We start from the raw sequence: 23,515 nt of genomic DNA on the forward strand, positions 1-23,515 counted from the left end.
CAACGCCCTTGCGGTGGCACGAACCGCCGCTCAACGCCCGCGCGCCGCGCCGTTGCCAATCAACTCATTTGGGAGCACGCTCTCTCCAGGCGCTCAAGACGCCACACAGGGAGAGACACATGAAGGAATCGGGCCTGGATGGCCGCCATCGGGACAAGGATGGCGGGATCAGCAAGAAGCACGGCAACACGCTGGTTGGCACGTTGCGCAAGATCTACGGAAAGGGTTTTGCGGCCGGCTACCCCGATGCGACCCAGCTCAGCGAGGTCCTGGCTCAGCTGAACGAGACGTCGCTGAGCCAGTTGCGCCGCGATCACGACACCGGGCATTTGGGGCACAAGATCGACCACGCCTCGAAGTGACTGATGTCACCTGTCTGATTGACCCGGCTGGATGAAGACGGCGCCAGATCGGCGCATCCGTCCTCACCCCTCGTCCAGCACCTCGAACAACTCTTCAACCCGCTCGAACGGCGCGTCGCGCATCTGGCTGTGATAGACGACGCGATCGCCGTCGCGCTGCAGTGACTTCCCTCTCGACTTCCGCAACCGTCCGGGCAGGAACGTTGCGGCCACCGCCCCGAGGCCGACGTCGAGCCGGATGATGCCCCTTCGCTTGCATTCGAGCCTGAGCTTCGCGGCGGCAAAGAAGTCGCGCGCGACTTTCGGCAGCGGGCCGAAGCGGCGGGAGGTTTCCTCCTCGAGGTCGACGAGGTCGTCCTCGCTGCTGCATCTTGCGGCGCGCGCATAGAGTTCGAGCCGCACGGGCTCGGAATGCACATAGGTCTCGGGCAGCATGTCCGCGACCGGCAGGTTCAGGTCGGGCACCCACACCGCGGCCCGTTCCTCGTCGACCTTCTCCGAAGCCATTTTCAGCAGGTGGCTGTAGAGCACGGGCCCGAACACCTGGACATGGCCGGATTGCTGCTCCGAAAACAGGTCGCCCGCACCTCTGAGATCGAGATCGCGCTCGCTGATGGCAAAGCCGGCGCCCGGCCGGCTGAACTCCTCGAGCACGGCCAGCCGCTTCTCCGACTGCCCGGAATTCGTCTCGGTCAGCAGATGGGCGAACGCGCGGATGCCGCTGCGTCCGACCCGTCCGCGCAGCTGATGCAACTGGGCAAGGCCGAACTTTTCGGGCCAGCAGACCACGATGGTGTTCGCACGCGGAATGTCGAGGCCGCTCTCCACGATGTTGGTCGCGAGCAGGACGTCGGCCCTGCCCTCGACGAAGCTCATCATCCGGTCGTCGATCTCGTCGGCAGCCAATCTGCCGTGCAGACACACGATGCGAAGATCACCGGCCACCGCCTGCACCCGCGCCAGCATCGGATCCAGATCCTGGATGCGCGGACAGATCAGAAAACTCTGGCCATGGCGCCGCTGCTCGCGCAGCAACGCCGACGCAATGGCCGCATCCGACAGCGGCGCAATCCTGGTTGCGACCGGAAGCCGGTGAACCGGCGGCGAGGCGATCACGCTGAGGTCGCGGAATCCGGCAAGGCCCGCGGCGAGCGTGCGCGGGATCGGCGTGGCGCTCATCATCAGCACATGGACATTTTTGGCGAGACTGGAAAGCCTGGCCTTCTCCGCCGCGCCAAAATGCTGCTCCTCGTCGATGATGACGAGGCCGAGATCGTCGAACTTCACGTCCTTGCCGCCGAGCGCCTGCGTTCCGACCACGACCTTGATCCGGCCGCTGCGCAGTCCCTCCCTGGTCGCCCGCAGCTCGGCGCCGGATGTCGCCCGCGACAGGTTCCCCACCTCGATGTCGAACGGGGCGAAGCGCTTCTGGAACGTTGCGACATGCTGCCGAGCCAGCACCGTCGTCGGCACCGCGATCGCCACCTGCTTGCCCGACAGCACCACAGCGGCAGCCGCCCGCAGCGCCACCTCGGTCTTGCCAAATCCCACGTCGCCACAGATCACCCGGTCCATCGGATGGCCGGATGCGAGATCCTCCAGCACGTCGCGGATCGCCTTCGCCTGGTCGACCGTCGTGAAATAAGGAAAGCGCGCGACGAATTTCTCATAGGCCGATCCCGGCGGAACCAGCTTGTCGGCGCGCCGCCTGCGGCGCTGGCTGATGTGCTTGGCCAGCACCTTGCCGGCGATCTGGATTTCGCGCTCGGCCTCGGTGCGGCGGGCCCACCATGAGCTGCCGTCCGCCTTGTCGAGCGCCAGCTTGCCGGGCTCGGTTGCGTAAGGCCACATCAGCGCCAGATCGGGCGGCGGCACGAGAACCGCATTGTCGCCTGCGAACACCAGGCGGATCATCTCGCGCAGTGCGCCGCCGCCCGTGTTCACGGTCTGCAGGCCATCGAGCACGGCAAGGCCGCGCTGGAGATGCACGACCACCGTGCCCTGCTCGGGCACGTCGGCATGGTCGAAGGCCGCGCTCCAGGCCCGCGCCATCGGCTGCGCATGATGCGCCCGGCTGCCGAGCACGTCGGGCGCCGTCACGACAACGAGCGACTTTTTCCCCGGGACGACGAAGCCCGCATCGAGATCGGCCAGAAGCGCCGCCTCGCCGCTCCGCCCGCGCGCAGCCTCGTCCCAATCCTCGCAGCGCTGCGCCTTGACGCCGCCCATCCGCTCCATCACGCGCAGGTCGTCCTCCTGCGCCGCGACCAGGATCAGCCGCGAGCCGGCCCGGCGCGTCTCCTCGACAAAGGCACGCAGCGCCTTCCTGGAGGAGGTCAGCTTCGAAAACTCCGGGATGGGCTGGAACGACGCTGTCCGCGGCAACACCTTCATGCCCCTGGAGAGCTGCTTCCAGTCGCGCCGTCCGATGTATTCGCGTTCTCTCTCCGCGCGAGGCGCGGCCTCCTCGATCGTGCTGAGCCAGCCGTCGACATGCAACGGGACCCCTGCATCGGCGATCCATTTGGCGCGCCCGCAATAGTCGAACAGCGTCGCGCGCTTGCCGCGTTTGCCGGCGAAGGCCAGCCGCTCCGACATGGGATCGACCAGAAGCTCGCTGGTCTCGAAGATGATGTCGTGCTCTTTCGGATCGAACGCCACGATCCGGCTGATGGCGCGGCCTGAATGCTCGATCCGGAACGGCCCCAGCGCGCCCGCGGGAAATATCTCGAAGGTCTGTCCGTGAAACAGGGCTCCGCCCGGATAATCCGGCTCGTCCTCGAGATCGTATCCCAGCTCTTCGAGGCGCCCGCGCAGGTCCCGCTCGGAAAACGCGCCGCCCACCTTCAGGCTCACGCTCAGGCGCGACAGGCTCGCAGGCGGCGGCAGGCGCTCCATCACGGCTTCCGCCGTCGAGACCAGAAAGAGCGGCTTCCTGGATTTCGCGAGGCGTCGCAGCACCGAGGCTCTGCGCCCTGCCAGTTCGTGCGACGGCTCGAGCTGATCGAACGGCAAAGTGTTCAATCGCGGAAACACCAGGACCTCGCAGGCGGGATCGAGCGCGTGAATGACGCTACCGAGCCGCTCCGCCCTGTTCTCGCTCTCGGCGAGAAAAACGATGCCGCTGCGTCCGGACTGCTTCCATTGTGCAAGCAGATGCAGAGCCATCGAACCGAGGGGCGATGAAGACGAGATCGTGGCGCGCTGCGATCCTTTGCCCTTCTTTGGCGATGTCTTGGTCGCCTTCGCCTTTTTGGAAAGCCTCACTTGAATCCGTCTCTGGTCGTAAACTGTCACCCACCGAACACGAGCCGCCTCATTGTCGATTCGGCGGTTCGCCGCCATCCATATGGGATTTGCCCTGCCAACGCACGCCTCGTGGCAACGTTCGGAGCGCCATCGCGCTCCCGAAATCTTTGGCTGTGGATCGGAACTCGCCGCTTCCGAAGCATTCAACGCGGCGTGGGACCTGCTTCTCTGGATGCACGGGCTGCTGCGATCGAGGACGCGCTGCTCGCATGTCCAGCACGAAAAACCCCAGCGCTTGGACGCTGGGGCGTTTCGTTCAAAATGAAATGGTCAAGCAATACGCTTTCATAGCAGCGAATGTGTCGCGTGCTTGTGAACTGGTTCACACGCGCTGTTGGTTGTTGGCGCGGCCCGATCATGCCGGAACGGGGTACCGCACCTCCGGTTTGAGCCTGCGCGCGCCGCGGGCTAGGATGCCTTCTTTTACGGAGGCTCATTTGAAACCATTCATTTTCGTCGCCGCCATTGCACTCCTTGCGGCGTCCCCTGCCCGCTCGCAGCCGCTGGTCGATCCCAACAAGGTTGCTCCCGAATTCCGCGAGGCAGCCGAGAAGCGCCGGGCCGAGCAGTTGCGGCAGCGTGAATGCGCGCTGAAGGCCGATCTCGACAAGGTGCTGCCCAGGGATCGCACCGCGTATCTGAACCATTGCCTCGACACGCTCGCAGCCAGGCAATAGCGGCTGGTCGGGCAGCTCTAACGACCTGAGCCTGTTGACGACCTCTGCCTGCCGCCAGTCGCGGCGGGCCGATGACGCCCGGCCGCATCTTGCGAGCATCGCCGTCGTGCGCACGACATCGGCTGCGACAAGACCTCCGGTGAATTCACCAAGGCCTTCAGGCTTTCTTCAGACATTTGGGATCACCTGACGATCCATTCCCATCGGTCATTGTCGGTCGCGCATGAGTTTCGTCCAGATTCAGTGCACGCGCTGCAAGTCCGTGTTCCGCGATCGCGCCGGACGGTTGCAGGACGGCTATTCCAGGCAATGTCCGAGTTGCGAGGTGGTGCTGTTCTTCGCCGAGGATTCGCAGCACCCCTTCGTCAAGCGCGCGATGCGCAACGCGCGCAAGGCGCGCAAGGAGCAGCGCGAGGCCGAGGCGGTAAGGCGCGTCGCGCCGGAGCCGCGCGCGGCGCGCTCGAGGTCATTCGCCGGGCGGGACCGTTCGGTGGATCGGGAAGACTAGAGCCGTTGTCCGTTCCGATAGAATCGGAACGGGGCCCTGGATTCCTATTTTGACGCATTGTCTTGACGCCAACCGGTATCCACTTCGCGAGAACGCGAACTCAGCCGCGCCGCCGCGGCTTCCTCGGAAACAGGCGGTCGCGGATATAGCGCGAGGTCGGGGTCAGGCGGATGCCGCGCGGCTTCTGCCAGGCGGCGCGGTCGATCTCCTTCTTGTCGCCGATCGCGAGCCTGCCCTTGGCGCCCTTGGCGATGAAGATCGCATCGCTCATCTTGCGACCGGAGCGCTTGTTCCTGGCCTTCACTTCCTTCCAGAGGCTGATCCGGCCGAGCTTCAGCTTGGGCAGCTCCTCCTTGATCTCGCGCCGCAGGCAGTCCTTCTCGGACTCGCGCGCGCGCTTGCGGCCGCCCGGGAACATCCACAGGCCGTCCGACCGGCGTCTGACCAACAATACCTTGCCGCGCTTGGCGGCAACCAGCTTGGAAGACTTCGCCATTGCTGCCGTAATCGAAAATAGAATCGTCCCAATCGTAACTTGTCTAGTCGGATAGACAAGTTCGGGACGCGCCTTGATCACAGGCCGCGGGCCTTCAGGCCAGCTGCGACACGGCGTTCAGATCGCGCCGTTCGAGGACGCAAGATCAGCCTTCGCTCGCCTTCGCGCCCGCCCCCGCCCGGTCCTCCGTCCTGATCCAGGCCATCATCATCTCCCAGGCCACCGACAGGATGATCGGCCCGATGAACAGGCCGACGATACCATGGGCGAGCGTGCCGCCGATCACGCCGACGAAGATCACGATGGTCGGCGTGGTCAGGCCGCGCCCCATCACGAGCGGCTTCAACATGGTGTCGATGAAACCGACCAGGACGAGAAACACCGTGAGCAGCAGCGCCGTGGTGACGTCCTTGGCGGTCCAGATCCAGATGATCACCGGCAGCAGCACGAGGAAGGCGCCGATCTGCACGATCGAGAGCAGCAGCACGATGAAGGCGAGAAGGCCGGCGCTCGGAACGGCTGCGAGCTTGAAGCCGATGCCGGCGAGCAGTGCCTGCACGATCGCGACGCCGATCACCCCTTGCGCCACGGCGCGGATGGTCGCGCCGGCAAGCCCCAGGAAATGCTCGCTCTGCTCGGGCACGATGCGAAACAGGAAGCCGCGGCTGGCCGCGACCAGCCTCGGCCCATGCGGGAACAGGAAGCCCGCGACGAACACCGAGACCAGAAACTGGAGCGTGCCGACGCCGGCATCGCCCGCGAACGACAGCAGCGGTCCTGCCAGCGGCTGGAGATAGGGCGCCACTTCGCGCAACACCGCGCGGATGTTGGTGTAGGCCTGGTCCCAGAGGTCGTAGAGCCACGGGCCGACGAGCGGCCACGACTTGAGCTGCTCCGGCGCCGACTGGAGCGCGAGATCGCCGGTGCCGAGTTGGTGCGCCAGCTCGCGCACGCCGTCCACCGCGCTGATACCGAGCCAGGTTGCAGGGCCGATGACGATGCCGAGCGTGATCAAGGTGAGGATCGCTGCGGCGGTCTTGGGCCGACCGCCGAGGATCTTGGCGACCCAGCTGAAGGCCGGATAGAACGCGACCGCGAGCACGCCGCTCCAGGCCAGGATCGGCACGAACGGGCGGATGATCAGGAAGGTCCAGATGATCAGCAGGGCGAGCAGGCCGAGCCGGATCACGAGCTGGATGATGTCCTCTCCCGTCAGGAGCTGACGGAGGCTTTTCACGGGCACGACTTTCTTTGCGGCATCGACGCTGGTTCCGGCACATGCACGGGCAAGCCGTTATTGCCAGCCCCGCATCCGGCGTCAAGACGAGGCGGGCTCCCGCTCCGGCTTGACCGGACCGAGGGCTGATCCTGCGGCTAGAAGTGGTAGTTCACGCCGACCGTTCCGGTCTGGATGTTCAGCTTCACATTGGCCGGCGTGGCCGCCAGGTTGCCTGATGTCACCGGCTGCTCGGTGATCGCGGCGAAGCCCATGTAGTTGTACTCGGCCCTCACCGACCAGTTCGGCATGAACATCCATTCGACGCCGCCGCCGGCGAGCCAGCCGGTGCGGTTGAAGCTGCCCGAGGCAGAACCGGCGAGCGCGCCGGCAAGGCCATTATTGGCATTGTACTTGTCGCGGGTGAAGGCCGCACCGCCCTTGGCGTAGAGCAGCACGCGGTCGAAGGCGACGCCGAACCGGCCGGCGACCGTGGCGATGTAGTCGTTCTTGAGCGACAAGGTGAAGCCGGCGCCGCCGCCGAACGGACCGCCGGCGTTCAGCGTGACGCTGGACCAGGCGCCCGTGCCCTCGAGGCCCACCACGACATTGCCGATCTGGTAGTTGCCGCCGATCTGGCCGCCGACGATGCCGCCGCTGGCGGTGACGGAGGTCCAGACCGCGGTCGGATCGGTCGGGTCGATGCCTGTCCACTTGCTCCAGGCGCCGCCGCCGTGGGCGCCGATATAGAAGCCGGTCCAGGTGAAGATCGCAGCCCGCACCGGCGCCTTCACCGGCGCAGGCGCGATGATATCCGCAGCGAATGCCGGCGTTGCCAGCGACAGCAGCGCGGCCGTCAAAACGAGCTTTGTCCCCATCATCTCACCCCCGCTTGCGCGCCTCCCGACCGAGGCGACTGGGTGAAATCTAGCTGCCGGACCAGGCGCGCGCTTGGACCTGTCGGCGGCGCGATTTGGACTGACCGGCGCTCCGAACACCCGGAACATCCTGCACTGGCTCGGAGCGGAGCCCGGTTTGGCTAACGGCGATTAACCGGATTTCGTTGCCCCAGTTTACGCCGATGCAAAGACCCGCTCCTACCGTGCACCGAGGTCCCAAGAAAACATTCCGTGCAAATGGCCAACAGCATCTGGACGATCGAAGAATTCACCTGCACCGGTTGCAGCATGAACTACACCGCGACCAGGGAAGAGCACAGCGAAGCGCATTCCGGCAGCTTCAAATGCAAAATCTGCAGCGGCGTGGTGCACGCATGGTCCGGCAAGCATCACTTCTTCGGCTGGCAAGCCGTGAAGTCGAAGCCGCCGGTATTCGGCCGGCGCTGGGCGGGCGTAGGTTGGTAGACGGACGCTGACGAGCGAGCGGGCCGCGCGGCGGGTTTGGCCGCGATACCGGTCATCGATTGCGTATGGTTGGCGCAGAGAGAAGCATCGTCAGTCGATAGTCGGGCCAGCCCGCAAGAGACAGCGACACCTGCTGATAGCGCAGCAGTCCCATGGTCGGATGATCGAACGCACGTTCGCCCCCTTCGCGTGCCAAAACCCCCTGCGTCTCCCAGCAGCGCTCGAAGTCCGAGCTTCCAATTCTCAGTTCGTCTACGAGCCGGCGAATATCCGGATCGTCGGCGTTGCCCATCACCGCGGCGCGGAACTCTGCGACGACGCGATGCGCACGGGACGTCCAGTCCAGGATCAGAGTTCGCGCCTCAGGCCGGAGGAAGATGTAGCGCAGAAGGTTTTTTTCGCCGTTAGCATCGAGCCATCCCGCAAACAGTCGGGACGCTTTCGCGTTCCAACGGCGCGCGCTCCATGTGCGATCGAGGATGTAGGCGGGACCATCGATCGCATCGACGCAGGCCAGTACCCCCTCAGGTGGATCATCCCTGTTGCCCGGCCGTTCGGGATCGCGCTTGCCCGCGAGCTCGAACAGATAGCCGCGCTCGGCTCGTGACAGTCGCAATCCGCGTGCGAGGCGCGCAAGTGTCGAAGCAGAGACGGACACATCGCGCCCCTGCTCGATCCATGTGTACCAGGTGGCGCTCAATCCGCAGAGCTGAGCGACCTCCTCGCGCCGGAGGCCGGGCGTGCGCCGTCGTGGTCCGGCGGCGAGACCGAATTCCGCCGGAGACTGGCGCTCCCGGAGCGCCCGCAAGAACGCGCTGAGCGAGAGTGCCGGAGCGATCGGATCCTGTCCTTTCATGGTGGTCTTTATACCAGGATAAAGTGCATCCTTAAACCGGTACATTCGACATGTTAGTTTCGGCCTCGGCTTCGTCGCTACGCAAAGGACGGACGGGAATGGGCAAGCAATTCGCAAGGATCGAGCCAGAGCACAGGGCTTTCATCGAGCGGCAGAAGATCTTCTTCGTCGCCAGCGCCCCGCCGAAGGGACGCATCAACGTCTCGCCCAAGGGCCTGTCCTCATTCCGGGTGCTCGGAGAAACTGACGTCGCCTACCTCGATTGCACTGGCAGCGGCAGCGAGACCCGCGCGCACTTGGTCGCCTCGAACGACAAGCGGCTAACCATCATGTTTTGCGCCTTCGATGGCGATCCGATGATCCTGCGGCTCTATGGTCAGGGTCGATCGCTGATGCGCGGCACGCCGGAGTACGCCGATCTCGTTCCGAAGTTCGAGGAAGTTGCAGGCGCCCGCCAAATCGTACGCCTCTCGATTGACCTCGTGCAGACGTCGTGCGGTCTGGGCGTGCCGCTGTTCGACTACAAGCAAGAGCGTGGCAACCTCGTGCGCTACTGGACGGCGCAGGGCGTCAACAATCTGCGAAAATACTGGGGCCTGAAGAACATGAAGAGCATCGACGGCCTGCCGACCGACTTTGCCCCCGACAGCATGGCTCCGCCACGCTGACAGACCAAGATTGCGTTCCCCCACACCTCCGTCATTGCGAGCGCAGCGAAGCAATCCAGAATCGTTCCGCGCGTGACAGCCTGGATTGTTTCGCTGCGCTCGCAATGACGAGTCTGTTGAAGCATGGTTGCGATCTCTGCCACGTCGCCCTGGCGAAGGCCGGGCCCATTACCCCGGTCAAGGCCGCCTGCCAGAACAGCGGCTTCTGCTCAGCTGCGACACGGCTTAAACTCCCCTTCCCCGCAACTGAAGCCGCCACGCAATGACCGCACCTTTCGTTCCCCAGATCGCCCTCTATCGCAACTGGCTCGCCGAGCAGCGCGGCCTCACCTTCGGCAGCTACGAAGACATGCGGCAATGGTCGGTGCGCGATCTCGACGGCTTCTGGCGCAGCATCTGGGACTATTATGATCTGCAATCGCCGACGCCGTTCGCTGCCGTGATCACCGAGCGCAAGATGCCCGGCGCGGTCTGGTTTCCAGGCGCGCAGGTGAACTACGCGCGTCAGGTATTCCGGCATGTCGAAGCCGCCGACGCCGCCGGCCTGCCCGCGATCGTCAGCGGCGGCGAGGACGGCAAGCTGAGGGAAACGAGCTGGCCGGAGCTGCGGCGCAAGGCGGCCGCGCTCGCGCTGCATCTGAAGGATAACGGTATCAAGCCCGGCGACCGCGTCGCGGCCTATCTGCCCAACATTCCCGAGACCATCATCGCGTTCCTCGCGACCGCCAGCATCGGCGCGGTCTGGAGCGTCTGCGCACCCGACATGGCCGCGCCCGCCGTGATCGACCGCTTCAAGCAGATCGAACCCAAAGTGCTGATCGCCTGCGACGCCGTCACCTATGCCGGCCGGCGGCACGACCGGCGCGACGTCGTCGCCGAACTGCGGCGATCGCTGCCCACGGTCGCGCATGTCATCCTGCACAGCGAGGCCGGTGCGCCTGCCGCGCCGGATGCCCTGCTCTCCGATATTGTCGCCAGGACAAGCGCCGCGATTGACACGTTCGAGCCGGCCTGGCTGCCGTTCGATCATCCGCTCTGGATCGTCTATTCCAGCGGCACCACCGGCCTGCCCAAGCCGATCGTGCACGGCCATGGCGGCATCGTCATCGTGGTGCTGGCGCTGCTCGGCCTGCACAACGACATCGGCTGCTCCTATCACCAAAATTCTTTCGGCGAGCGCTATCACTGGTACTCTTCGACCGGCTGGATCATGTGGAATTCGCAAGTCGGCGGCCTGCTCGGCGGCGCCACCTGCTGCATCTTCGACGGCAGCCCCGGCGGCGCCAAGGACAAGCCGGACTGGACCACGCTGTGGCGCTTCGTGGCGCAATCGAAAGCGACCTTCTTCGGCGCGGGCGCGGCGTTCTTCGCCAACTGCGCCAAGGCCGAAATCGATCTTGCCGCCGCGGGCGATCTGTCGCGGCTGCGCTGCCTCGGCTCGACCGGATCGCCGCTCAGCGCCGACACGCAAGCCTGGTTCAACGACCGCTTCGCCGCACTGTCGAAGACCAATGGCAGCAAGGCGCAGGCCGACATCTGGTGGGCGAACATTTCCGGCGGCACCGATTTCGCCGGCGCCTTCATCGGCGGCAACCGCGAATTGCCACAAACGCCCGGCGCGATGCAGTGTCGCCTGCTCGGCGCCGCCGTCGAAGCCTTCAGCGAACAGGGCCGCGCCGTCACGGACGAGGTCGGCGAGCTCGTCTGCACCGAGCCGATGCCGTCGATGCCGCTCTACTTCTGGAACGACAAGGACGGCGTGCGTTACCGCTCCAGCTATTTCGAGACCTATCCGGACAATTTCGACGGCAGCGGCCGCGGCCCCGTGTGGCGGCACGGCGACTGGCTCAAGATCAATCCGGACGGCTCCTGCATCATCTACGGCCGCAGCGATGCCACCATCAACCGGCACGGCCTGCGCATGGGCACGAGCGAACTCTATTCCGCGATCGAAGCCTTGCCGGAGGTGCTGGACTCCCTCGTCGTCGACCTCGAATATCTCGGCCGCGACAGCTACATGCCGCTGTTCGTGGTGCTTCGCGAAGGCGTCGCGCTCGACGCCGCGATGCAGGAGAAGATCAACAAGGCGATCGAGGCCGGTCTCTCCCGGCGCTTCCTGCCGAACGAGATCTTCGCCGTCGCCGAGATCCCGCGCACGCTGTCGGGCAAGAAGCAGGAGCTGCCGATCAAGAAGCTGCTGCTCGGCCAGCCCGTCGAGAAGGTCATCAACAAGGAGGCGATGGCCAACCCTGGCTGCCTCGACTGGTATCTCGCCTTCGCGCGCGACTACCTGGCGCGAAGCGCTGCGTAGCTGCGATCAGCCTCCGCCGAAATTGGAGGGATCGAGATTCCTGTTCTCCGACGGCGGGATCGGCGGCCACCCGGGAAATTTGTACCAGCCGGGCGGCACCGGCGCGTCCTCGGCCGGACGGACGACCACGGGGTGGTGCGGGCGGGCGTGGTGAGCCGGCGCGGCGGCGGCAGCCGAACATGCCGACATCAAGAGGATCACAACCGGGATAAACCGCATCGCATGGGCTCCAAACGTCCACCCGGGCTGACATGTGGTGCGGGAACCATGCTGTGCCCACGCATAAGCGACGTCACGACCGGTCACAACGGCGGCACCGCGACATACGGACGATCAGCCCAATTGCGCCGATGCCGTTTGCACTCCGTTCACCGATCGCCGCTAGATCAGGACGAATCCACAGCGACGAACCGCGGAAATGGCCGACCTCAACGCCGTCCTCACCAGGCTCAACGATCGTCTGCTCCGCCTCGAGGGCGAGCTGTTCGTGCTGCGCTCGCTGGCGCGCGCAACCCTGACGGCCGGCGACGACCATGCGGCGCGGATGCGCAAGCTGGTCGAGGCGGCCAAGGTCGCGCTCGACGACGAGGCGAAGCGAGAGCTCGACAAGCCAACGCGAAAATATGTCGATGCGGCCACCGCACTCGTGGAGGAATTGCTGGCGGAGCCGACCCCGGCGCGGCCATTGTTCACCGTCATCGACGGCGGCCGGCGCGACTGAGCGCGTCAGATCAAACGTGTCGTATCGGCATCGTTGGAGCCAGCCTTCAGCCGGCTGAGACCTGCCTCGATGATCGCGATCTCCTCGTCGATCTGACCGATCGGCAGGCTGAAATCATAGCCCGACCTGCTCTTCAGATCGACCGCGAGCCGCTGCCTGTGCATCATCAGCTCGTCGAGGCCGCGCCTGTTCTTCAGTCGGACATAGATGTCGACGATCTGCTCAATCGCGCTCGGCATGAAATCGGTCCCGGCGAAAAAGGCCCGCGCGGCGCACCCACGCCGGCGGGACATTTTCGGTGTCGCGGTACGCATTACAAATCCGCGACGGATTCGTCGATACGCCAGGCAGGTTGAGAACGCGTTACCGTCAGATGATTTTGCGACGCGCGGCATGAAAAGGCCGCTGGCGATCAGGCCAGCGGCCAAAGCCGGGTTCGAAAATGGATCCGGATCAAATGTCGCCAGCCCCGGTATCGCCATTCTAACGGCGGGATGGATTCTTTCTGTTCGAAATGAAACACAGGAACCGTCACATCATCATTTGCCGCTCGACCGTGGCCGTGCGGCAACGCTAGTCGGTGACGCAGAAGTACGTCCGCGGCAGTCGGCGATAGGCGCTGTAGCGATAATGCGGCCGGTAGGCGTAGCCGCGATAGAGCGCCGGCGGTTCCTCGCCGTAATAGGCGCCATCATAGAAATTATAGACCGGTCCCCCCGCGCAACGATAAGCGTCCCAGGTCGGCCCGATGAACGGCGCGACGCCGATCTCGGGCGGGACCGCCGGGTACGGCCCGCCGGCATGGCCCGGGGTGACCGCAATCAGTGTCGCAAGAAGGATGAACCAGGCGCTGCGCATGCGCTCGCTCCGAGCCGGTGCAATGCGCGCATGCAAGCACCGGAACGGCCGGCCGCGCAATCGCGGAATTCACCGTCTCCTGCGCCCGGCGCATTGTTGATAACCGGCAGAAACGGCCCGCAGATGGTGACACGGCGCCCGGACGTGTTATCGGGGGTATGACGCAGTTGCGAGACGGATCGGACACACATGCGCATTACCCTCGTCGGCTCCCGCCATTTCGGCGTGACCACCCTGAACATGCTCCGGGAGCACAGCGTGTCGATCGCGCGGGTCGTGGTGGCCGATGCCGAGGACCGCCTTGCTGCGACCGCCAGGGCGGCCGGCATCGAGGTGGTGGTGCAGGCCAATCCGAAGCTGGTGGTTGCCTCCGAGATCGCGCCCGACACCGATTTGATCATCACCGCGCACAGCCATGCCCGGATCGGGAAGGACGCGCTCGCCGCGGCCCGGTTCGGCGGGATCGGCTATCACCCCTCGCTGCTGCCGCGCCACCGCGGCAAGGCCGCCGTGGAATGGACCATCAAGGAAGGCGATCCGATCGCCGGCGGCACGATCTATCATCTCGCCGATCGCATGGATGCCGGCGCCATCGCCGCGCAGGACTGGTGCTTCGTCAAGAAGGGCGAGACCGCCCGCGAGCTCTGGGAGCGCGCGCTCGCCCCGCTCGGGCTCAAACTGCTGGCCGACGTGATCGATTACGTCAAAGTCCACAAGGCACTGCCGGCCAAGGTTCAGGACGAGCAGTTCGCGACTTCCGCGCCGAGTCTGTCCTGACGTTTACCCTTAACGTGAAGCCGCATTGATTCTGCTTGAAAAATCGGAGCCAAAAACACAAATAAACCATTGTTTCCACAGGAACAATTTTCGATTTGGCATTGCAACAAATTTCCGTCACATTTCGTCCGAATAAGCGTCAGGATATCAGACAAATTCAAGGACGGAATTCATGCGTTTTGGTCGCATCGCGGCGTTCTGTGCCGCTTCAGTTTTCGCCGGCACCCTCGCCGCCACCGCCTTCGCCCAGACCCCCTATGACGGCAACTGGCAGGTCACCATCGTGACCAAGTCCGGTTCCTGCGAGCCGACCGCAAGCTCCATGCTGACAGTCGCCGACGGCAAGATCACCGCGCCCGGCGCTAACGTTTCCGGCACCATCGGCAGCGGGGGACTTGTGAAAGTTTCGATCAATGGTGCATATGCCAACGGTCAACTCAGCGGCAACGCCGGATCGGGGAAGTGGAATGGAGCATCTGCAGGCATACCGTGCAGCGGGCGGTGGGAAGCATCGCGCCAATAAACCAATCGAGACTCGCGCCGGAGGCCGGCGGCTGCTGATCGCGGCCGCCGTTTTGCTTGCGGCAGCGTTCGCGAACACTGAAAGCAAGGCCCAGTCCGGCCCGTTTGCCCCGCTCGCGGGCAGCTGGAGCGGCGGCGGGATCGTCACCCTGGATGACGGCTCCACCGAACGCATCCGTTGCCGGGCCAAATATGCTCCGATCGGGCCCACCATGGAGATGTCGCTGACCTGTGCCAGCGACGCCTACAAGTTCAACCTCGCCGCCAACGTCCGGTCCGAAGGCAGCGCCATTACCGGCGGTTGGAGCGAGGCCAGCCGTAACATCAGCGGCTCGCTCCAGGGCCGCGGTGGCGGTGGAAGTTTCGAGGTGGTCGCCAGCGCCGCTGGTTTCAACGCAAACATCTCGCTGCGGACCTCCGGCAACAAGCAGACGGTCACGATGCGCGCGGACAGCCAGTTCCGCGGCGCCAACATCTCGATGTCGCGCTAAGCCAGTACGACGACACGACAATCGATCCGGCGCCCGCGCCGGATCGATTTTTTTATGCGCTGGGAACGAACGCCGTCACCTCGATCTCGACCTTGGCCCGGTCGTCGACGAGGCCTCCGATGTAGAGCAGCGTCGAAGGCGGGAAATTGCGGCCCAGCGTCTCCTTCCAGGCCGCGCCGATGCCGGCGCCTGCGGCCTCATATTCGCTGCGGCTGGTCAGGTACCAGGTTAGGCGGACGATGTGCTCGGGGCCGGCGCCGGCCTCGCCCAGCAGCTTGATGATCCGCTTCAGCGCGGTTGCGACCTGGCCCGCCATGTCAGGGGCGTATTCGCCCGCCTCGTCGCCGCCGGTCTGCCCGGCCAGCACCACCCAGCGGCCCGGCCCCTCGACCACGACGCCATGGGAAAAGCCGCGCGGTTTCTTCCACTCGGCCGGCTGCAGGATACGCATGAGCTGTTTCTCCCATTTCGCTCGTTGGCCCTCCCTTAGCACGCACCCGTGCATCGCTGCATCCGCAGTTTTGGCCGTTGTAAACCGTATTGATGTCGCGGATACCAGCCTGCCCTCCAACGCCCTTTCCTTCCGCATCGCGCGCCAATGACCACTCCTCCGTCCAAAACGATGGCTGCATTGTGGATGGCCGGGTGGCTGTCGCTGACCCTGGTGATGGCGGTCGCGGGACGCGAGGCCGTGCGCGAGATGAACGTCTTCCAGGTGATGGAGGTTCGCTCGCTGCTCGGCCTCTGCATGCTGTATCCGATGATCCGGCGCGCCGGCGGATTCGGGACGCTCAGGACGAGGCGCCTGCCGCAGCACATCGCGCGCAATCTGATCCACTACGTCTCGCAGCTCGGCTGGTTCTTCGCGCTGACGCTGATTCCGATCGGCCAGGTGGTGGCAATCGAGTTCACGATGCCGATCTGGACGGCGATCCTCGCCGCGAGCTTTCTGTCGGAGCGCATGACCTCGTGGAAGATCGCTGCGATCGTGCTCGGCCTCGTCGGCGTGATCGTCATCGTGCGGCCCGCGACCGGCGAGATCAATCAGGGCCAGTTGATCGCGCTCGGCGCCGCGGTCGGGTTCGGCGTGTCCATGGCGTTGGTGAAATCGCTCACCCGGACCGAGAGCGCGCTGGCGGTCCTGTTCTGGATGCTGGTCGTGCAGTCGGTCGCAGGCTTCCTGCCGACGCTCTATGTCTGGGCCTGGCCGCCCACTTATGTCTGGGGTTGGGTGGCGGTGATCTCGGTCTGCGGCACGTTCGCGCATTATTGCCTCGCCAGCGCCATGCGCTACGCGGACGCGACGGTGGTGGTTCCGATGGACTTCCTGCGGGTTCCTCTCACCGCGACGGCCGGCTGGCTGCTGTATTCAGAACGGCTCGACGGCTGGACCGTGCTCGGGGCGGCGCTGATCCTGTTCGGCAACCTCCTGAATCTGAAGCCGGCGGCCCAGATTCCGGCCCGCGCGCAGTGAACCGGCGCGCGGCCTCGCGCGACAAAAACAAAGTGGTCGAACGTGATCTGGATCACGTTAGAAGGGGCATTCCATCGTGCACATTCGGCCGCGAAGCAGTGGGTTGGGCGAACCGTCGTTTCGCTAGCGCGAAGCCGGGCATTTTCGTGTAGGTTCGTCGCCAATTTGTTGCTGCCTGCAATTCGATTCTGGGGATTTCAGATGCGCTATCTCACCCTCATCGCCTCGCTGATGTGCATGGCACTGTCGGTCAGTGCCGCGAAGGCGGACCGCCGTGTTGCTTTCGTCGTCGGCAACGGTTCCTACAAGAACGTCGCGCAATTGCCGAACCCGCCGATCGACGCCAAGGCGATGGCGGCGACGCTGCGCAATGTCGGCTTCGACGTGATCGAAGGGTCCAATCTCAGCCGCGACCAGATGACGGAAAAGCTGCTCGACTTCGGCCGCAAGGCGCAGGGCTCCGACATCGCATTGTTCTACTATGCCGGTCACGGCATCGCCGTCGGCGGCACCAACTACCTGCTGCCGGTTGACGCCGACATCAAGTCGGAGATGGACGTCAAGCTGGGCGCTGCGATCAACATCGACCTGACACTCGAGCAGACCATGGGCGATGCCAAGGTCAAGCTCGTCTTCCTCGATGCCTGCCGCGACAATCCGTTCGCCGCCAAGATCAAGTCGAACTCCGCGACCCGCAGCGTCAACGTGCAGAGCGGCCTTGCCGAGATGAAGTCCGGCGAAGGCACGCTGATCGCGTTCGCAACCGGCCCCGGCCAGACCGCGCTCGACGGCCAGGAGGGCAACAACAGCCCGTTCACCCGCGCGCTGATCGACAACATCACCAAGCCCGGCATCGAGATCCAGCAGGCGATGACGTCGGTGCGCGCCCAGGTCAACGAAGAGACCCACAAGGGCCAGCTTCCCTGGGGCCACACCAACCTGATCGGCGCCGTCTATCTCAACCAGGCCCCGACCACCCAGGTTGCCAACGCGGCGCCGACGGCGGCTGGCAGCGTGCCGGCGGCGACTGGCGGCTCGGACGGCGTCGAACTCGAATACTGGCGCTCGGTGAAGGAGTCCAACAAGCCGGAAGAGCTCAACGCCTACCTCTCGGCCTATCCGAACGGCCAGTTCAAGGCCCTGGCGTTGGCGCGGCTTGCCGCGATCAAGAGCGGCCCCTCGACCGCGACGCGCACCCTCAACGCCGGCGTCGATCCTGCGACCTTCACCGATGAGGCCACTCAGATTACCGAGGACCAGATCGGCCTCGACAAGAACCAGCGCCGCGACGTGCAGCGTCGCCTCACCGGCCTCGGCTTCGACACCAAGCAGACTGGCGTGTTCAGCGACGAGACCCGGACCGTGCTCAAGCGCTGGCAGGCCGCGCGCGGCTATCCTTCGTCAGGTTACCTCAACAAGCTCCAGCACAAGGCGCTGCTCTCGGAGGTCGTGGCCGCTCCGCCGACTGCGAGCGACAACAGCCAGAAGGCGGCCCGGCGCGCCAGCGCCCCCGCGGCCAGCAGCGCACCGGCGCCGGCTCCCCAACGCAGCAACCCCGGCGATGCGGCCGGCGCGGCCTTCGTCGGCGGCGTCGTCGGCGGCATGATGGGCGGCATGTTCCGCCGCTGAGGCCAGATCAAACCCCAAACACAAAAGCCCGGCTCGCGCCGGGCTTTTTCGTTGGGGCAACCTGGAAAGACTACGCGCTACTTCCCCGCCGCCTTCCGCAGCGCCTCGTTGATGCGGTCCTGCCAGCCCGGACCGCCCTCCTGGAAGAACTCCAGCACGTCCTGGTCGATGCGCAGCGTGACCTGCTCCTTGATCCCAGGTGCCACGTTCTGCTTCGGCGGCGCCGCGGCGACCTTGGCCGTCACCTTCTTGAACGCCGCCTCGGCCTCGGTCCTGGCATCGCCAAGCGTGCGCGGCCGCCTCGGTAGATCCGCCATGTCCTAGATTCCCTCAAACAGAGCCGTCGAAAGATACCGCTCGGAGAAGGACGGTACCACCGCCAGGATGGTTTTTCCCGCAGCTTCCGGCCGCTTGCCGATCTGGAGCGCCGCGGCGATCGCAGCACCCGAGGAGATACCGCCCGGAATGCCCTCGTGCCGCGCCAATGCGCGCGAGGTCTCGATCGCCGTGGTCGAGTTGATTTTGACGATCTCGTCGATCACGGAGCGATCGAGGATATCAGGGACGAAGCCCGCGCCGATGCCCTGGATCTTGTGCGGCGTATGCTGTCCCCCTGATAGCACCGGGCTCTCCTCCGGCTCGACCGCCACCACCCGCAACGAGGCCTTGCGCGGCTTGAGCACCTGGCCGACGCCGGTGATCGTGCCGCCGGTGCCGACGCCTGCAACGAAGAAATCGATGTTGCCGCCGGTGTCGTTCCAGATCTCCTCCGCGGTGGTGCGGCGGTGCACCTCGGGATTGGCGAGGTTCTTGAACTGCTGCGGCATCACCGAGTTCGGCGTCGTCTTCACCAGCTCCTCGGCGGCGGCGATCGCGCCCTTCATGCCTTGTGCGGCCGGCGTCAGCACCAGCTCCGCGCCGAGAAAGGCCAGCATCTTGCGCCGTTCGATCGACATCGATTCCGGCATCACGAGCTTGAGCCGGTAGCCGCGCGAGGCGGCGACGAAGGCGAGCGCGATGCCGGTATTGCCGGAGGTCGGTTCGATCAGCACGGTATCCGGCTTGACGATACCGGCCTTCTCCATGGCGATGATCATGGCAGCGCCGATGCGGTCCTTCACGCTCGCGGCCGGATTGAAATATTCAAGTTTTGCCAAAATCGTCGCGTTCACACCGTGCATGCCCGGCAGCCGTCGCAATCGCACGATCGGCGTGTCGCCAAAAGCTTCGACAATCGAGTCATAGATCCGGCCGCGGCCGGGTTGATGCGCTGCACGCGTGGCGGACGATGCGTCCATGATGAACTCCCTGTAGCGACAATTTGCGCTTCTGCCGTGGCTCTTGCGCAGTTACAGACAGCTTGCGGCGACACGCAAGCGACAATGCGGCACATGTTAAATACGCTGCATCGCAAAATCACGTGAGCTACAAATATCAGAAAACCAACGCTTTTGTGTTGCGACCTCGTCAAGTGATTCTGCTTATGTTAGACTTACGTCTTAAAGCAGGGAGGTCACCACGATGTCAGCAGTTGCTGAAGTGTTGTCGACCGTCGCGCTGAACCGCGATCCGCGTTGTAGCGAGTTGCCCACCTGTCCGGTCTGCGCCGACTCCATGGTCGCCGCCGAAGCATCCGCCTACGTCTCGGACCACATGATCAGCTATCTCTGGACCTGCGACAATTGCGGTTACGGCTTCGTGACCAAGCATGCCGTCAGGCAGCGGATCGTGTGCAACTGACCCTCAGTCGCCCTGGCGCGGGGCGATGTCGCCCCTCGCCCAGTCCTCGCGTGTACGCTGGTAGAACTCGTCGAACGTTCCGTGTGCGATCGCATCCCTGATGCCCTGCATCAGGGACTGATAGTAAGCGATATTGATCTCGGACAGCAGCATTGCCCCCAGCGTCTCGCCCGCCTTGACGAGATGATGCAGGTAGGCGCGCGCGTAGCTGCGCGTCGACGGCCATGTGCTTTCTTCGTCGAGCGGACGCGGATCGTCCGCATGACGCGCATTGCGCAGATTCACCTGACCGAAGCGGGTGAACGCGACGCCGTGGCGGCCATTGCGTGTCGGCATCACGCAATCGAACATGTCGATGCCGCGCTTCACGGCTTCGAGGATGTCGTCGGGCGTGCCGACACCCATCAGATAGCGCGGCCGCTCTTTCGGCAGCATCGGTGCGGTCTCGTCGATCATCGCCAGCATCACCGCCTGCGGTTCGCCGACCGCGAGGCCGCCGATCGCATAGCCGTGGAAGCCGATCGCGACGAGCCCTTCCGCGCTCGCATGACGAAGCTGGGGCACGTCGCCGCCCTGCACGATGCCGAACAGCATGTAACCGTCCGGCGCGCTCTCGAAGGCGCGCTTGCTGCGCTCGGCCCAGCGCAGCGACAATTGCATCGCGCGCTCGATATCGGCGTGCTCGGCGGGCAGCCGCACGCATTCGTCCATCTGCATGGCGATGTCGGAGCCGAGGAAACGCTGCACCTCGATCGAGCGCTCCGGCGACAGCTCGACCTTGGCGCCGTCGATATGCGAACGGAAGGTGACGGCGTGCTCGCTGACCTTGCGCAGGTCAGCAAGCGACATCACCTGGAAGCCGCCGGAATCCGTCAGCATCGGCCCGTTCCAGCCGGTGAACCGCTGCAAGCCGCCGAGCGCCGCAATCCGCTCGGCGCCGGGGCGCAGCATCAGATGATAGGTGTTGCCGAGCACGATGTCGGCGCCGGCATCGCGCACCTCGCGCCAGTGCATGCCCTTCATGGCCCCGGCGGTCCCGACCGGCATGAAGGCCGGCGTGCGCACCACGCCATGCGGCGTGGTCAGGCGCCCGGTGCGCGCGGTGCCATCGGTGGCGAGCAGTTCGAAATGATTGGGGAGAGCTGCGTCAGGACGATTCATGGCGGTGCTTATTGCGTGTCGGAGAAGGCCGATCAACCCGCGGGACCGCACTTCGGCCACCCCGTGCCTCAGACTGGGACACAAATGGCCCCGGATATGGTCCCCGCCACCTTGTTAAACAAAACGATACCGTGTAGTTTTACGGTGGGGGCTGGACGAAAAGCCGCGGCGAGTTTGCCGGCGGCGGTAGATGCGTGATCGCCAGCCACCGACGATGCCCTTCGCTTCACATTCGACTGACGTGCCCGTCCCTTCACATGGCCGGGACAGGCAGACAGGCGCCCGCCTGATCGGGTTCCTGGTCCTGGCGTGCAGCCTGGCGCTCGGCGCCTGCACCTCCCTGCCCCGCGCGCCCTACACCGCCGCCGAGGCCAGCACCTCGCGCGTGCTCGATATCGATGGCCTCAGGCGCTACGCCGACGACCCCGTCACGAAGTTCAGCTTCGAGAAGGACAACAGCAACGCGTCAAAGTCCTATCTGGCGCTCTCCGGGGGCGGTGCGGACGGTGCCTACGGCGTCGGCGTGCTCAACGGCTGGACCGCGGCCAGAACCCGCCCCACCTTCTCGGTCGTCTCCGGCGTGAGCACCGGCGGACTGATCGCGCCCTTTGCGTTTCTCGGCCCGCAATATGACGACACGTTGAAGGAGGTCTACACCAGCGGCATCGCGGAAAGCCTCCTGAACGACCCCAGCATCATCCGCGTGCTGTTCGGATCCGGCCTGTTCGGCAACACAAGGCTGCGCGAACTGGTCGCCCGCTATGTCGGGCTCGAGATCATGGCGCAAGTCGCGCGCGAGAATGCCAAGGGCCGAAGGCTATTGGTGGTGACGACCGATCTCGACACCCAGCGCACCGCGATCTGGAACATGGGCAAGATCGCCGAGATCGGCACGCCCGAGGCGCTCAAACTGTTTCGCGACGTGATGGCGGCCTCCGCCAGCATTCCCCTGGTGTTTCCACCGATCATGATCGACGCCGAAGGCCAGGGCCGCAGGTTTCAGGAGATGCACGTCGACGGCGGCGTGACGGCCCCGGTGCTGACGCTGCCGGAAGCCTTGCTCTTCCAGGGCAGCCGCCTGCCGGGCAGTGCGAAGATGGACATCTACATCCTCGTCAACAAGAAGATCGAACGCAACTTCGAGCTCGTGTCCAACAGCACCGTCGATGTCGCCTCACGCAGCCTGTCGTCGATCACCCAGTCGCAGACGCGCTCGATCATCTTCTCGACCTACGATTTCGCCAGGCGCAACCATTTGGGCTTCCATCTCTCCTACATCGCGCGCGACTACCCCGCACCGCCCTCGGAAGGATTCGACACCGCCTATATGCGGGCGCTGTATCAGTACGGATATGAGAAGGCGGCCGCGGGCCAGGCCTGGACTTCGGCGCTGCCATGAGACCTCCGTGCCGGAACGAGGTCGTATCGAGACCGTTGACGATACGGCCAATTCGGCCAGATTCGCGATGACGCCCCGGTTGCTGCGCGTTATAGAGCAGTGACGACCGCGCAGGAATCATTGGGCATGGGATTGACTGCGACCAAGACAAGACCGGCAGCAGCACGGCGCGAGGTGCCGAAATCGCGCGGCGGCCGGCCGACCAAGACCGCCGCGATCGAGCGCGATCAGCGGCTGATCGAGGTCGCCACCCGCCTGTTCCTGGATCGCGGCTTCGACGCCACCTCGCTCGATGCGGTTGCGGAAGCGGCACGGGTGAGCAAGCCGACCGTCTATTCCCGTTACGGCGACAAGCGTGGCCTGTTCGCCGCCGTGCTGAGGCGCGAGATCGCGCGCTGGCTGGCGCCGCTGTCGGCGGCCGCCGAGACGCAGCTCAGCAGCGCCTCGGACATCCCCGTCGAGCAGCGGCTGGTCGAGATCGGGCGCGAGATGCTGAGCTTCACCTGCGGGCCCGATGCCGTCGCCTTCAGCCGCATGATGACGTCACAGGCCATCAACTTCCCCGATGTCGCCAAGCTCGGTATGGAGGAAGGCTGGCTCAAGGCTGTCGCCACGACGGCGCGCTTCTTCGACCATCTGGTGGCGCAAGGCGCGCTCGACCTCGACGACACCACCATCGCAGCGGAAGTGTTTCTCGACGTCGTCGTCGGTCATACCCACCGCATGGCGACATTCGGAACGGCACTGGAGTTGAAGTCCGCGGAAAAGCGGATGCGTACTGCGATCAAGCTGTTCCTGGCCGGCGCGCTGGGGCCGGCCGACCGCGTCCAGGACGCCACCAAGGGCACGCCGCGGCGACGCCCATCCCGCTGACAATTCCGTGAGGTTGCGATCTATCCACGCCCTCGCCATTGACCAAAATAAAACGATACGGTATGGTTTAGTTAAGTCGGTACGGGCCGCTTTTTTCACCAGC

27 protein-coding genes are annotated in these 23,515 nt (G+C 64.9%); 15 read left to right on the forward strand and 12 right to left on the reverse strand.

Annotated elements, in window-relative coordinates:
- Positions 1–119: 119 nt before the first annotated feature.
- Positions 120–362, forward strand: a complete 243-nt coding sequence (locus WN73_RS40165; protein WP_011087435.1) for a hypothetical protein — start codon at positions 120–122, stop codon at positions 360–362.
- 63 nt (positions 363–425) lie between these two features.
- On the opposite strand, the gene WN73_RS40170 is transcribed toward WN73_RS40165, so the two are convergent.
- Positions 426–3,530: a DEAD/DEAH box helicase gene (locus WN73_RS40170; RefSeq protein WP_039185169.1), complete on the reverse strand. Its 3,105-nt coding sequence runs from the start codon at positions 3,528–3,530 to the stop codon at positions 426–428.
- Positions 3,531–4,108: 578 nt separating this feature from the next.
- On the opposite strand from WN73_RS40170, the gene WN73_RS40175 reads away from it, so the two are divergent.
- Positions 4,109–4,348 (forward strand): hypothetical protein, encoded by a 240-nt coding sequence (locus WN73_RS40175; RefSeq protein ID WP_028173951.1) that lies wholly within the window; start codon positions 4,109–4,111, stop codon positions 4,346–4,348.
- Between the two features lie 223 nt (positions 4,349–4,571).
- Positions 4,572–4,856, forward strand: coding sequence for a hypothetical protein (locus WN73_RS40180; RefSeq protein WP_271557828.1), 285 nt, complete (start codon positions 4,572–4,574; stop codon positions 4,854–4,856).
- 100 nt (positions 4,857–4,956) lie between these two features.
- On the opposite strand, the gene WN73_RS40185 is transcribed toward WN73_RS40180, so the two are convergent.
- The 3 genes from WN73_RS40185 to WN73_RS40195 form a co-directional block, all read right to left on the reverse strand.
- Positions 4,957–5,352, reverse strand: coding sequence for an NUDIX hydrolase (locus WN73_RS40185; RefSeq protein WP_028173949.1), 396 nt, complete (start codon positions 5,350–5,352; stop codon positions 4,957–4,959).
- A gap of 145 nt (positions 5,353–5,497) precedes the next feature.
- Positions 5,498–6,595 carry an AI-2E family transporter gene (locus WN73_RS40190; protein WP_011087439.1) on the reverse strand — a complete coding sequence of 366 codons (1,098 nt, stop codon included), beginning with the start codon at positions 6,593–6,595 and terminating at the stop codon, positions 5,498–5,500.
- Between the two features lie 131 nt (positions 6,596–6,726).
- On the reverse strand, positions 6,727–7,449 hold the full coding sequence (locus WN73_RS40195) for an outer membrane protein (RefSeq protein ID WP_271557831.1): 723 nt from the start codon (positions 7,447–7,449) through the stop codon (positions 6,727–6,729).
- Between the two features lie 255 nt (positions 7,450–7,704).
- On the opposite strand from WN73_RS40195, the gene WN73_RS40200 reads away from it, so the two are divergent.
- Positions 7,705–7,932 carry a hypothetical protein gene (locus tag WN73_RS40200; RefSeq protein WP_271557833.1) on the forward strand — a complete coding sequence of 76 codons (228 nt, stop codon included), beginning with the start codon at positions 7,705–7,707 and terminating at the stop codon, positions 7,930–7,932.
- A 52-nt stretch (positions 7,933–7,984) separates the two neighbouring features.
- Here the strand turns inward: WN73_RS40200 and WN73_RS40205 are convergent, their stop codons facing one another.
- Entirely contained in the window at positions 7,985–8,788 is an 804-nt protein-coding gene (locus WN73_RS40205) for a helix-turn-helix transcriptional regulator (RefSeq protein ID WP_271557835.1), read from the reverse strand.
- Positions 8,789–8,886: 98 nt separating this feature from the next.
- On the opposite strand from WN73_RS40205, the gene WN73_RS40210 reads away from it, so the two are divergent.
- Both WN73_RS40210 and WN73_RS40215 read left to right on the forward strand, forming a co-directional pair.
- On the forward strand, positions 8,887–9,456 hold the full coding sequence (locus tag WN73_RS40210; RefSeq protein WP_028173945.1) for a pyridoxamine 5'-phosphate oxidase family protein: 570 nt from the start codon (positions 8,887–8,889) through the stop codon (positions 9,454–9,456).
- A 262-nt stretch (positions 9,457–9,718) separates the two neighbouring features.
- Entirely contained in the window at positions 9,719–11,767 is a 2,049-nt protein-coding gene (locus tag WN73_RS40215; RefSeq protein WP_271557838.1) for an acetoacetate--CoA ligase, read from the forward strand.
- A gap of 6 nt (positions 11,768–11,773) precedes the next feature.
- Here WN73_RS40215 and WN73_RS40220 read toward each other — a convergent pair whose 3' ends face one another.
- Positions 11,774–11,986: a hypothetical protein gene (locus tag WN73_RS40220; RefSeq protein WP_271557840.1), complete on the reverse strand. Its 213-nt coding sequence runs from the start codon at positions 11,984–11,986 to the stop codon at positions 11,774–11,776.
- 199 nt (positions 11,987–12,185) lie between these two features.
- Between WN73_RS40220 and WN73_RS40225 the strand changes: the two genes are divergently transcribed.
- A complete protein-coding gene (locus WN73_RS40225) occupies positions 12,186–12,488 on the forward strand; it encodes a hypothetical protein (protein WP_028173942.1) in 303 nt (100 codons plus the stop codon).
- Between the two features lie 5 nt (positions 12,489–12,493).
- Here WN73_RS40225 and WN73_RS40230 read toward each other — a convergent pair whose 3' ends face one another.
- Both WN73_RS40230 and WN73_RS40235 read right to left on the reverse strand, forming a co-directional pair.
- The gene (locus WN73_RS40230; RefSeq protein WP_028173941.1) at positions 12,494–12,727 is read right to left on the reverse strand and encodes a hypothetical protein; all 234 of its coding nucleotides are present in this window, start codon (positions 12,725–12,727) and stop codon (positions 12,494–12,496) included.
- A 334-nt stretch (positions 12,728–13,061) separates the two neighbouring features.
- Entirely contained in the window at positions 13,062–13,346 is a 285-nt protein-coding gene (locus tag WN73_RS40235; RefSeq protein WP_271557843.1) for a hypothetical protein, read from the reverse strand.
- Positions 13,347–13,535: 189 nt separating this feature from the next.
- On the opposite strand from WN73_RS40235, the gene WN73_RS40240 reads away from it, so the two are divergent.
- From WN73_RS40240 to WN73_RS40250, 3 genes are all read left to right on the forward strand, one after another.
- Entirely contained in the window at positions 13,536–14,123 is a 588-nt protein-coding gene (locus WN73_RS40240) for a formyltransferase family protein (RefSeq protein ID WP_011087445.1), read from the forward strand.
- Positions 14,124–14,295: 172 nt separating this feature from the next.
- A complete protein-coding gene (locus WN73_RS40245; RefSeq protein WP_038967470.1) occupies positions 14,296–14,646 on the forward strand; it encodes a hypothetical protein in 351 nt (116 codons plus the stop codon).
- A complete protein-coding gene (locus tag WN73_RS40250; protein WP_028173939.1) occupies positions 14,591–15,136 on the forward strand; it encodes a hypothetical protein in 546 nt (181 codons plus the stop codon). Before WN73_RS40245 ends, WN73_RS40250 begins: the two co-directional genes overlap by 56 nt.
- A gap of 52 nt (positions 15,137–15,188) precedes the next feature.
- On the opposite strand, the gene WN73_RS40255 is transcribed toward WN73_RS40250, so the two are convergent.
- On the reverse strand, positions 15,189–15,587 hold the full coding sequence (locus WN73_RS40255; protein ID WP_011087447.1) for a RidA family protein: 399 nt from the start codon (positions 15,585–15,587) through the stop codon (positions 15,189–15,191).
- A gap of 147 nt (positions 15,588–15,734) precedes the next feature.
- Between WN73_RS40255 and WN73_RS40260 the strand changes: the two genes are divergently transcribed.
- Entirely contained in the window at positions 15,735–16,610 is an 876-nt protein-coding gene (locus WN73_RS40260; RefSeq protein WP_271557846.1) for a DMT family transporter, read from the forward strand.
- Between the two features lie 201 nt (positions 16,611–16,811).
- Positions 16,812–18,239 carry a caspase family protein gene (locus WN73_RS40265; protein WP_028173937.1) on the forward strand — a complete coding sequence of 476 codons (1,428 nt, stop codon included), beginning with the start codon at positions 16,812–16,814 and terminating at the stop codon, positions 18,237–18,239.
- Between the two features lie 77 nt (positions 18,240–18,316).
- Here the strand turns inward: WN73_RS40265 and WN73_RS40270 are convergent, their stop codons facing one another.
- Both WN73_RS40270 and cysK read right to left on the reverse strand, forming a co-directional pair.
- Complete coding sequence (locus tag WN73_RS40270; protein WP_011087450.1) at positions 18,317–18,556, reverse strand: BrnA antitoxin family protein; 240 nt, start codon at positions 18,554–18,556, stop codon at positions 18,317–18,319.
- 3 nt (positions 18,557–18,559) lie between these two features.
- Positions 18,560–19,537: a cysteine synthase A gene (gene cysK, locus WN73_RS40275; RefSeq protein WP_271557849.1), complete on the reverse strand. Its 978-nt coding sequence runs from the start codon at positions 19,535–19,537 to the stop codon at positions 18,560–18,562.
- 223 nt (positions 19,538–19,760) lie between these two features.
- Between cysK and WN73_RS40280 the strand changes: the two genes are divergently transcribed.
- Complete coding sequence (locus tag WN73_RS40280) at positions 19,761–19,979, forward strand: hypothetical protein (protein WP_028171894.1); 219 nt, start codon at positions 19,761–19,763, stop codon at positions 19,977–19,979.
- 3 nt (positions 19,980–19,982) lie between these two features.
- On the opposite strand, the gene tgt is transcribed toward WN73_RS40280, so the two are convergent.
- Positions 19,983–21,140 (reverse strand): tRNA guanosine(34) transglycosylase Tgt, encoded by a 1,158-nt coding sequence (tgt, locus tag WN73_RS40285; protein WP_028171893.1) that lies wholly within the window; start codon positions 21,138–21,140, stop codon positions 19,983–19,985.
- Positions 21,141–21,330: 190 nt separating this feature from the next.
- Between tgt and WN73_RS40290 the strand changes: the two genes are divergently transcribed.
- Positions 21,331–22,539 carry a patatin-like phospholipase family protein gene (locus tag WN73_RS40290; RefSeq protein WP_271557853.1) on the forward strand — a complete coding sequence of 403 codons (1,209 nt, stop codon included), beginning with the start codon at positions 21,331–21,333 and terminating at the stop codon, positions 22,537–22,539.
- Between the two features lie 126 nt (positions 22,540–22,665).
- Positions 22,666–23,412, forward strand: coding sequence for a TetR/AcrR family transcriptional regulator (locus tag WN73_RS40295; protein ID WP_060912132.1), 747 nt, complete (start codon positions 22,666–22,668; stop codon positions 23,410–23,412).
- Positions 23,413–23,515 lie beyond the last annotated feature (103 nt).

The organism is Bradyrhizobium sp. CCBAU 45394, assembly GCF_028128655.1.
In the GTDB taxonomy this organism is placed as follows: domain Bacteria; phylum Pseudomonadota; class Alphaproteobacteria; order Rhizobiales; family Xanthobacteraceae; genus Bradyrhizobium; species Bradyrhizobium diazoefficiens.

Bases quoted from the DNA above. Each gene is read 5' to 3' on its own strand.
- WN73_RS40165 (WP_011087435.1), top strand. From the start codon at position 120: ATGAAGGAATCGGGCCTGGATGGCCGCCATCGGGACAAGGATGGCGGG.
- WN73_RS40170 (WP_039185169.1), bottom strand. From the start codon at position 3,530: ATGGCTCTGCATCTGCTTGCACAATGGAAGCAGTCCGGACGCAGCGGC.
- WN73_RS40180 (WP_271557828.1), top strand. From the start codon at position 4,572: ATGAGTTTCGTCCAGATTCAGTGCACGCGCTGCAAGTCCGTGTTCCGC.
- WN73_RS40185 (WP_028173949.1), bottom strand. From the start codon at position 5,352: ATGGCGAAGTCTTCCAAGCTGGTTGCCGCCAAGCGCGGCAAGGTATTG.
- WN73_RS40195 (WP_271557831.1), bottom strand. From the start codon at position 7,449: ATGATGGGGACAAAGCTCGTTTTGACGGCCGCGCTGCTGTCGCTGGCA.
- WN73_RS40200 (WP_271557833.1), top strand. From the start codon at position 7,705: ATGGCCAACAGCATCTGGACGATCGAAGAATTCACCTGCACCGGTTGC.
- WN73_RS40205 (WP_271557835.1), bottom strand. From the start codon at position 8,788: ATGAAAGGACAGGATCCGATCGCTCCGGCACTCTCGCTCAGCGCGTTC.
- WN73_RS40210 (WP_028173945.1), top strand. From the start codon at position 8,887: ATGGGCAAGCAATTCGCAAGGATCGAGCCAGAGCACAGGGCTTTCATC.
- WN73_RS40215 (WP_271557838.1), top strand. From the start codon at position 9,719: ATGACCGCACCTTTCGTTCCCCAGATCGCCCTCTATCGCAACTGGCTC.
- WN73_RS40220 (WP_271557840.1), bottom strand. From the start codon at position 11,986: ATGCGGTTTATCCCGGTTGTGATCCTCTTGATGTCGGCATGTTCGGCT.
- WN73_RS40225 (WP_028173942.1), top strand. From the start codon at position 12,186: ATGGCCGACCTCAACGCCGTCCTCACCAGGCTCAACGATCGTCTGCTC.
- WN73_RS40230 (WP_028173941.1), bottom strand. From the start codon at position 12,727: ATGCCGAGCGCGATTGAGCAGATCGTCGACATCTATGTCCGACTGAAG.
- WN73_RS40235 (WP_271557843.1), bottom strand. From the start codon at position 13,346: ATGCGCAGCGCCTGGTTCATCCTTCTTGCGACACTGATTGCGGTCACC.
- WN73_RS40240 (WP_011087445.1), top strand. From the start codon at position 13,536: ATGCGCATTACCCTCGTCGGCTCCCGCCATTTCGGCGTGACCACCCTG.
- WN73_RS40245 (WP_038967470.1), top strand. From the start codon at position 14,296: ATGCGTTTTGGTCGCATCGCGGCGTTCTGTGCCGCTTCAGTTTTCGCC.
- WN73_RS40250 (WP_028173939.1), top strand. From the start codon at position 14,591: ATGGAGCATCTGCAGGCATACCGTGCAGCGGGCGGTGGGAAGCATCGC.
- WN73_RS40255 (WP_011087447.1), bottom strand. From the start codon at position 15,587: ATGCGTATCCTGCAGCCGGCCGAGTGGAAGAAACCGCGCGGCTTTTCC.
- WN73_RS40260 (WP_271557846.1), top strand. From the start codon at position 15,735: ATGACCACTCCTCCGTCCAAAACGATGGCTGCATTGTGGATGGCCGGG.
- WN73_RS40265 (WP_028173937.1), top strand. From the start codon at position 16,812: ATGCGCTATCTCACCCTCATCGCCTCGCTGATGTGCATGGCACTGTCG.
- WN73_RS40270 (WP_011087450.1), bottom strand. From the start codon at position 18,556: ATGGCGGATCTACCGAGGCGGCCGCGCACGCTTGGCGATGCCAGGACC.
- cysK (WP_271557849.1), bottom strand. From the start codon at position 19,537: ATGGACGCATCGTCCGCCACGCGTGCAGCGCATCAACCCGGCCGCGGC.
- WN73_RS40280 (WP_028171894.1), top strand. From the start codon at position 19,761: ATGTCAGCAGTTGCTGAAGTGTTGTCGACCGTCGCGCTGAACCGCGAT.
- tgt (WP_028171893.1), bottom strand. From the start codon at position 21,140: ATGAATCGTCCTGACGCAGCTCTCCCCAATCATTTCGAACTGCTCGCC.
- WN73_RS40290 (WP_271557853.1), top strand. From the start codon at position 21,331: ATGCGTGATCGCCAGCCACCGACGATGCCCTTCGCTTCACATTCGACT.
- WN73_RS40295 (WP_060912132.1), top strand. From the start codon at position 22,666: ATGGGATTGACTGCGACCAAGACAAGACCGGCAGCAGCACGGCGCGAG.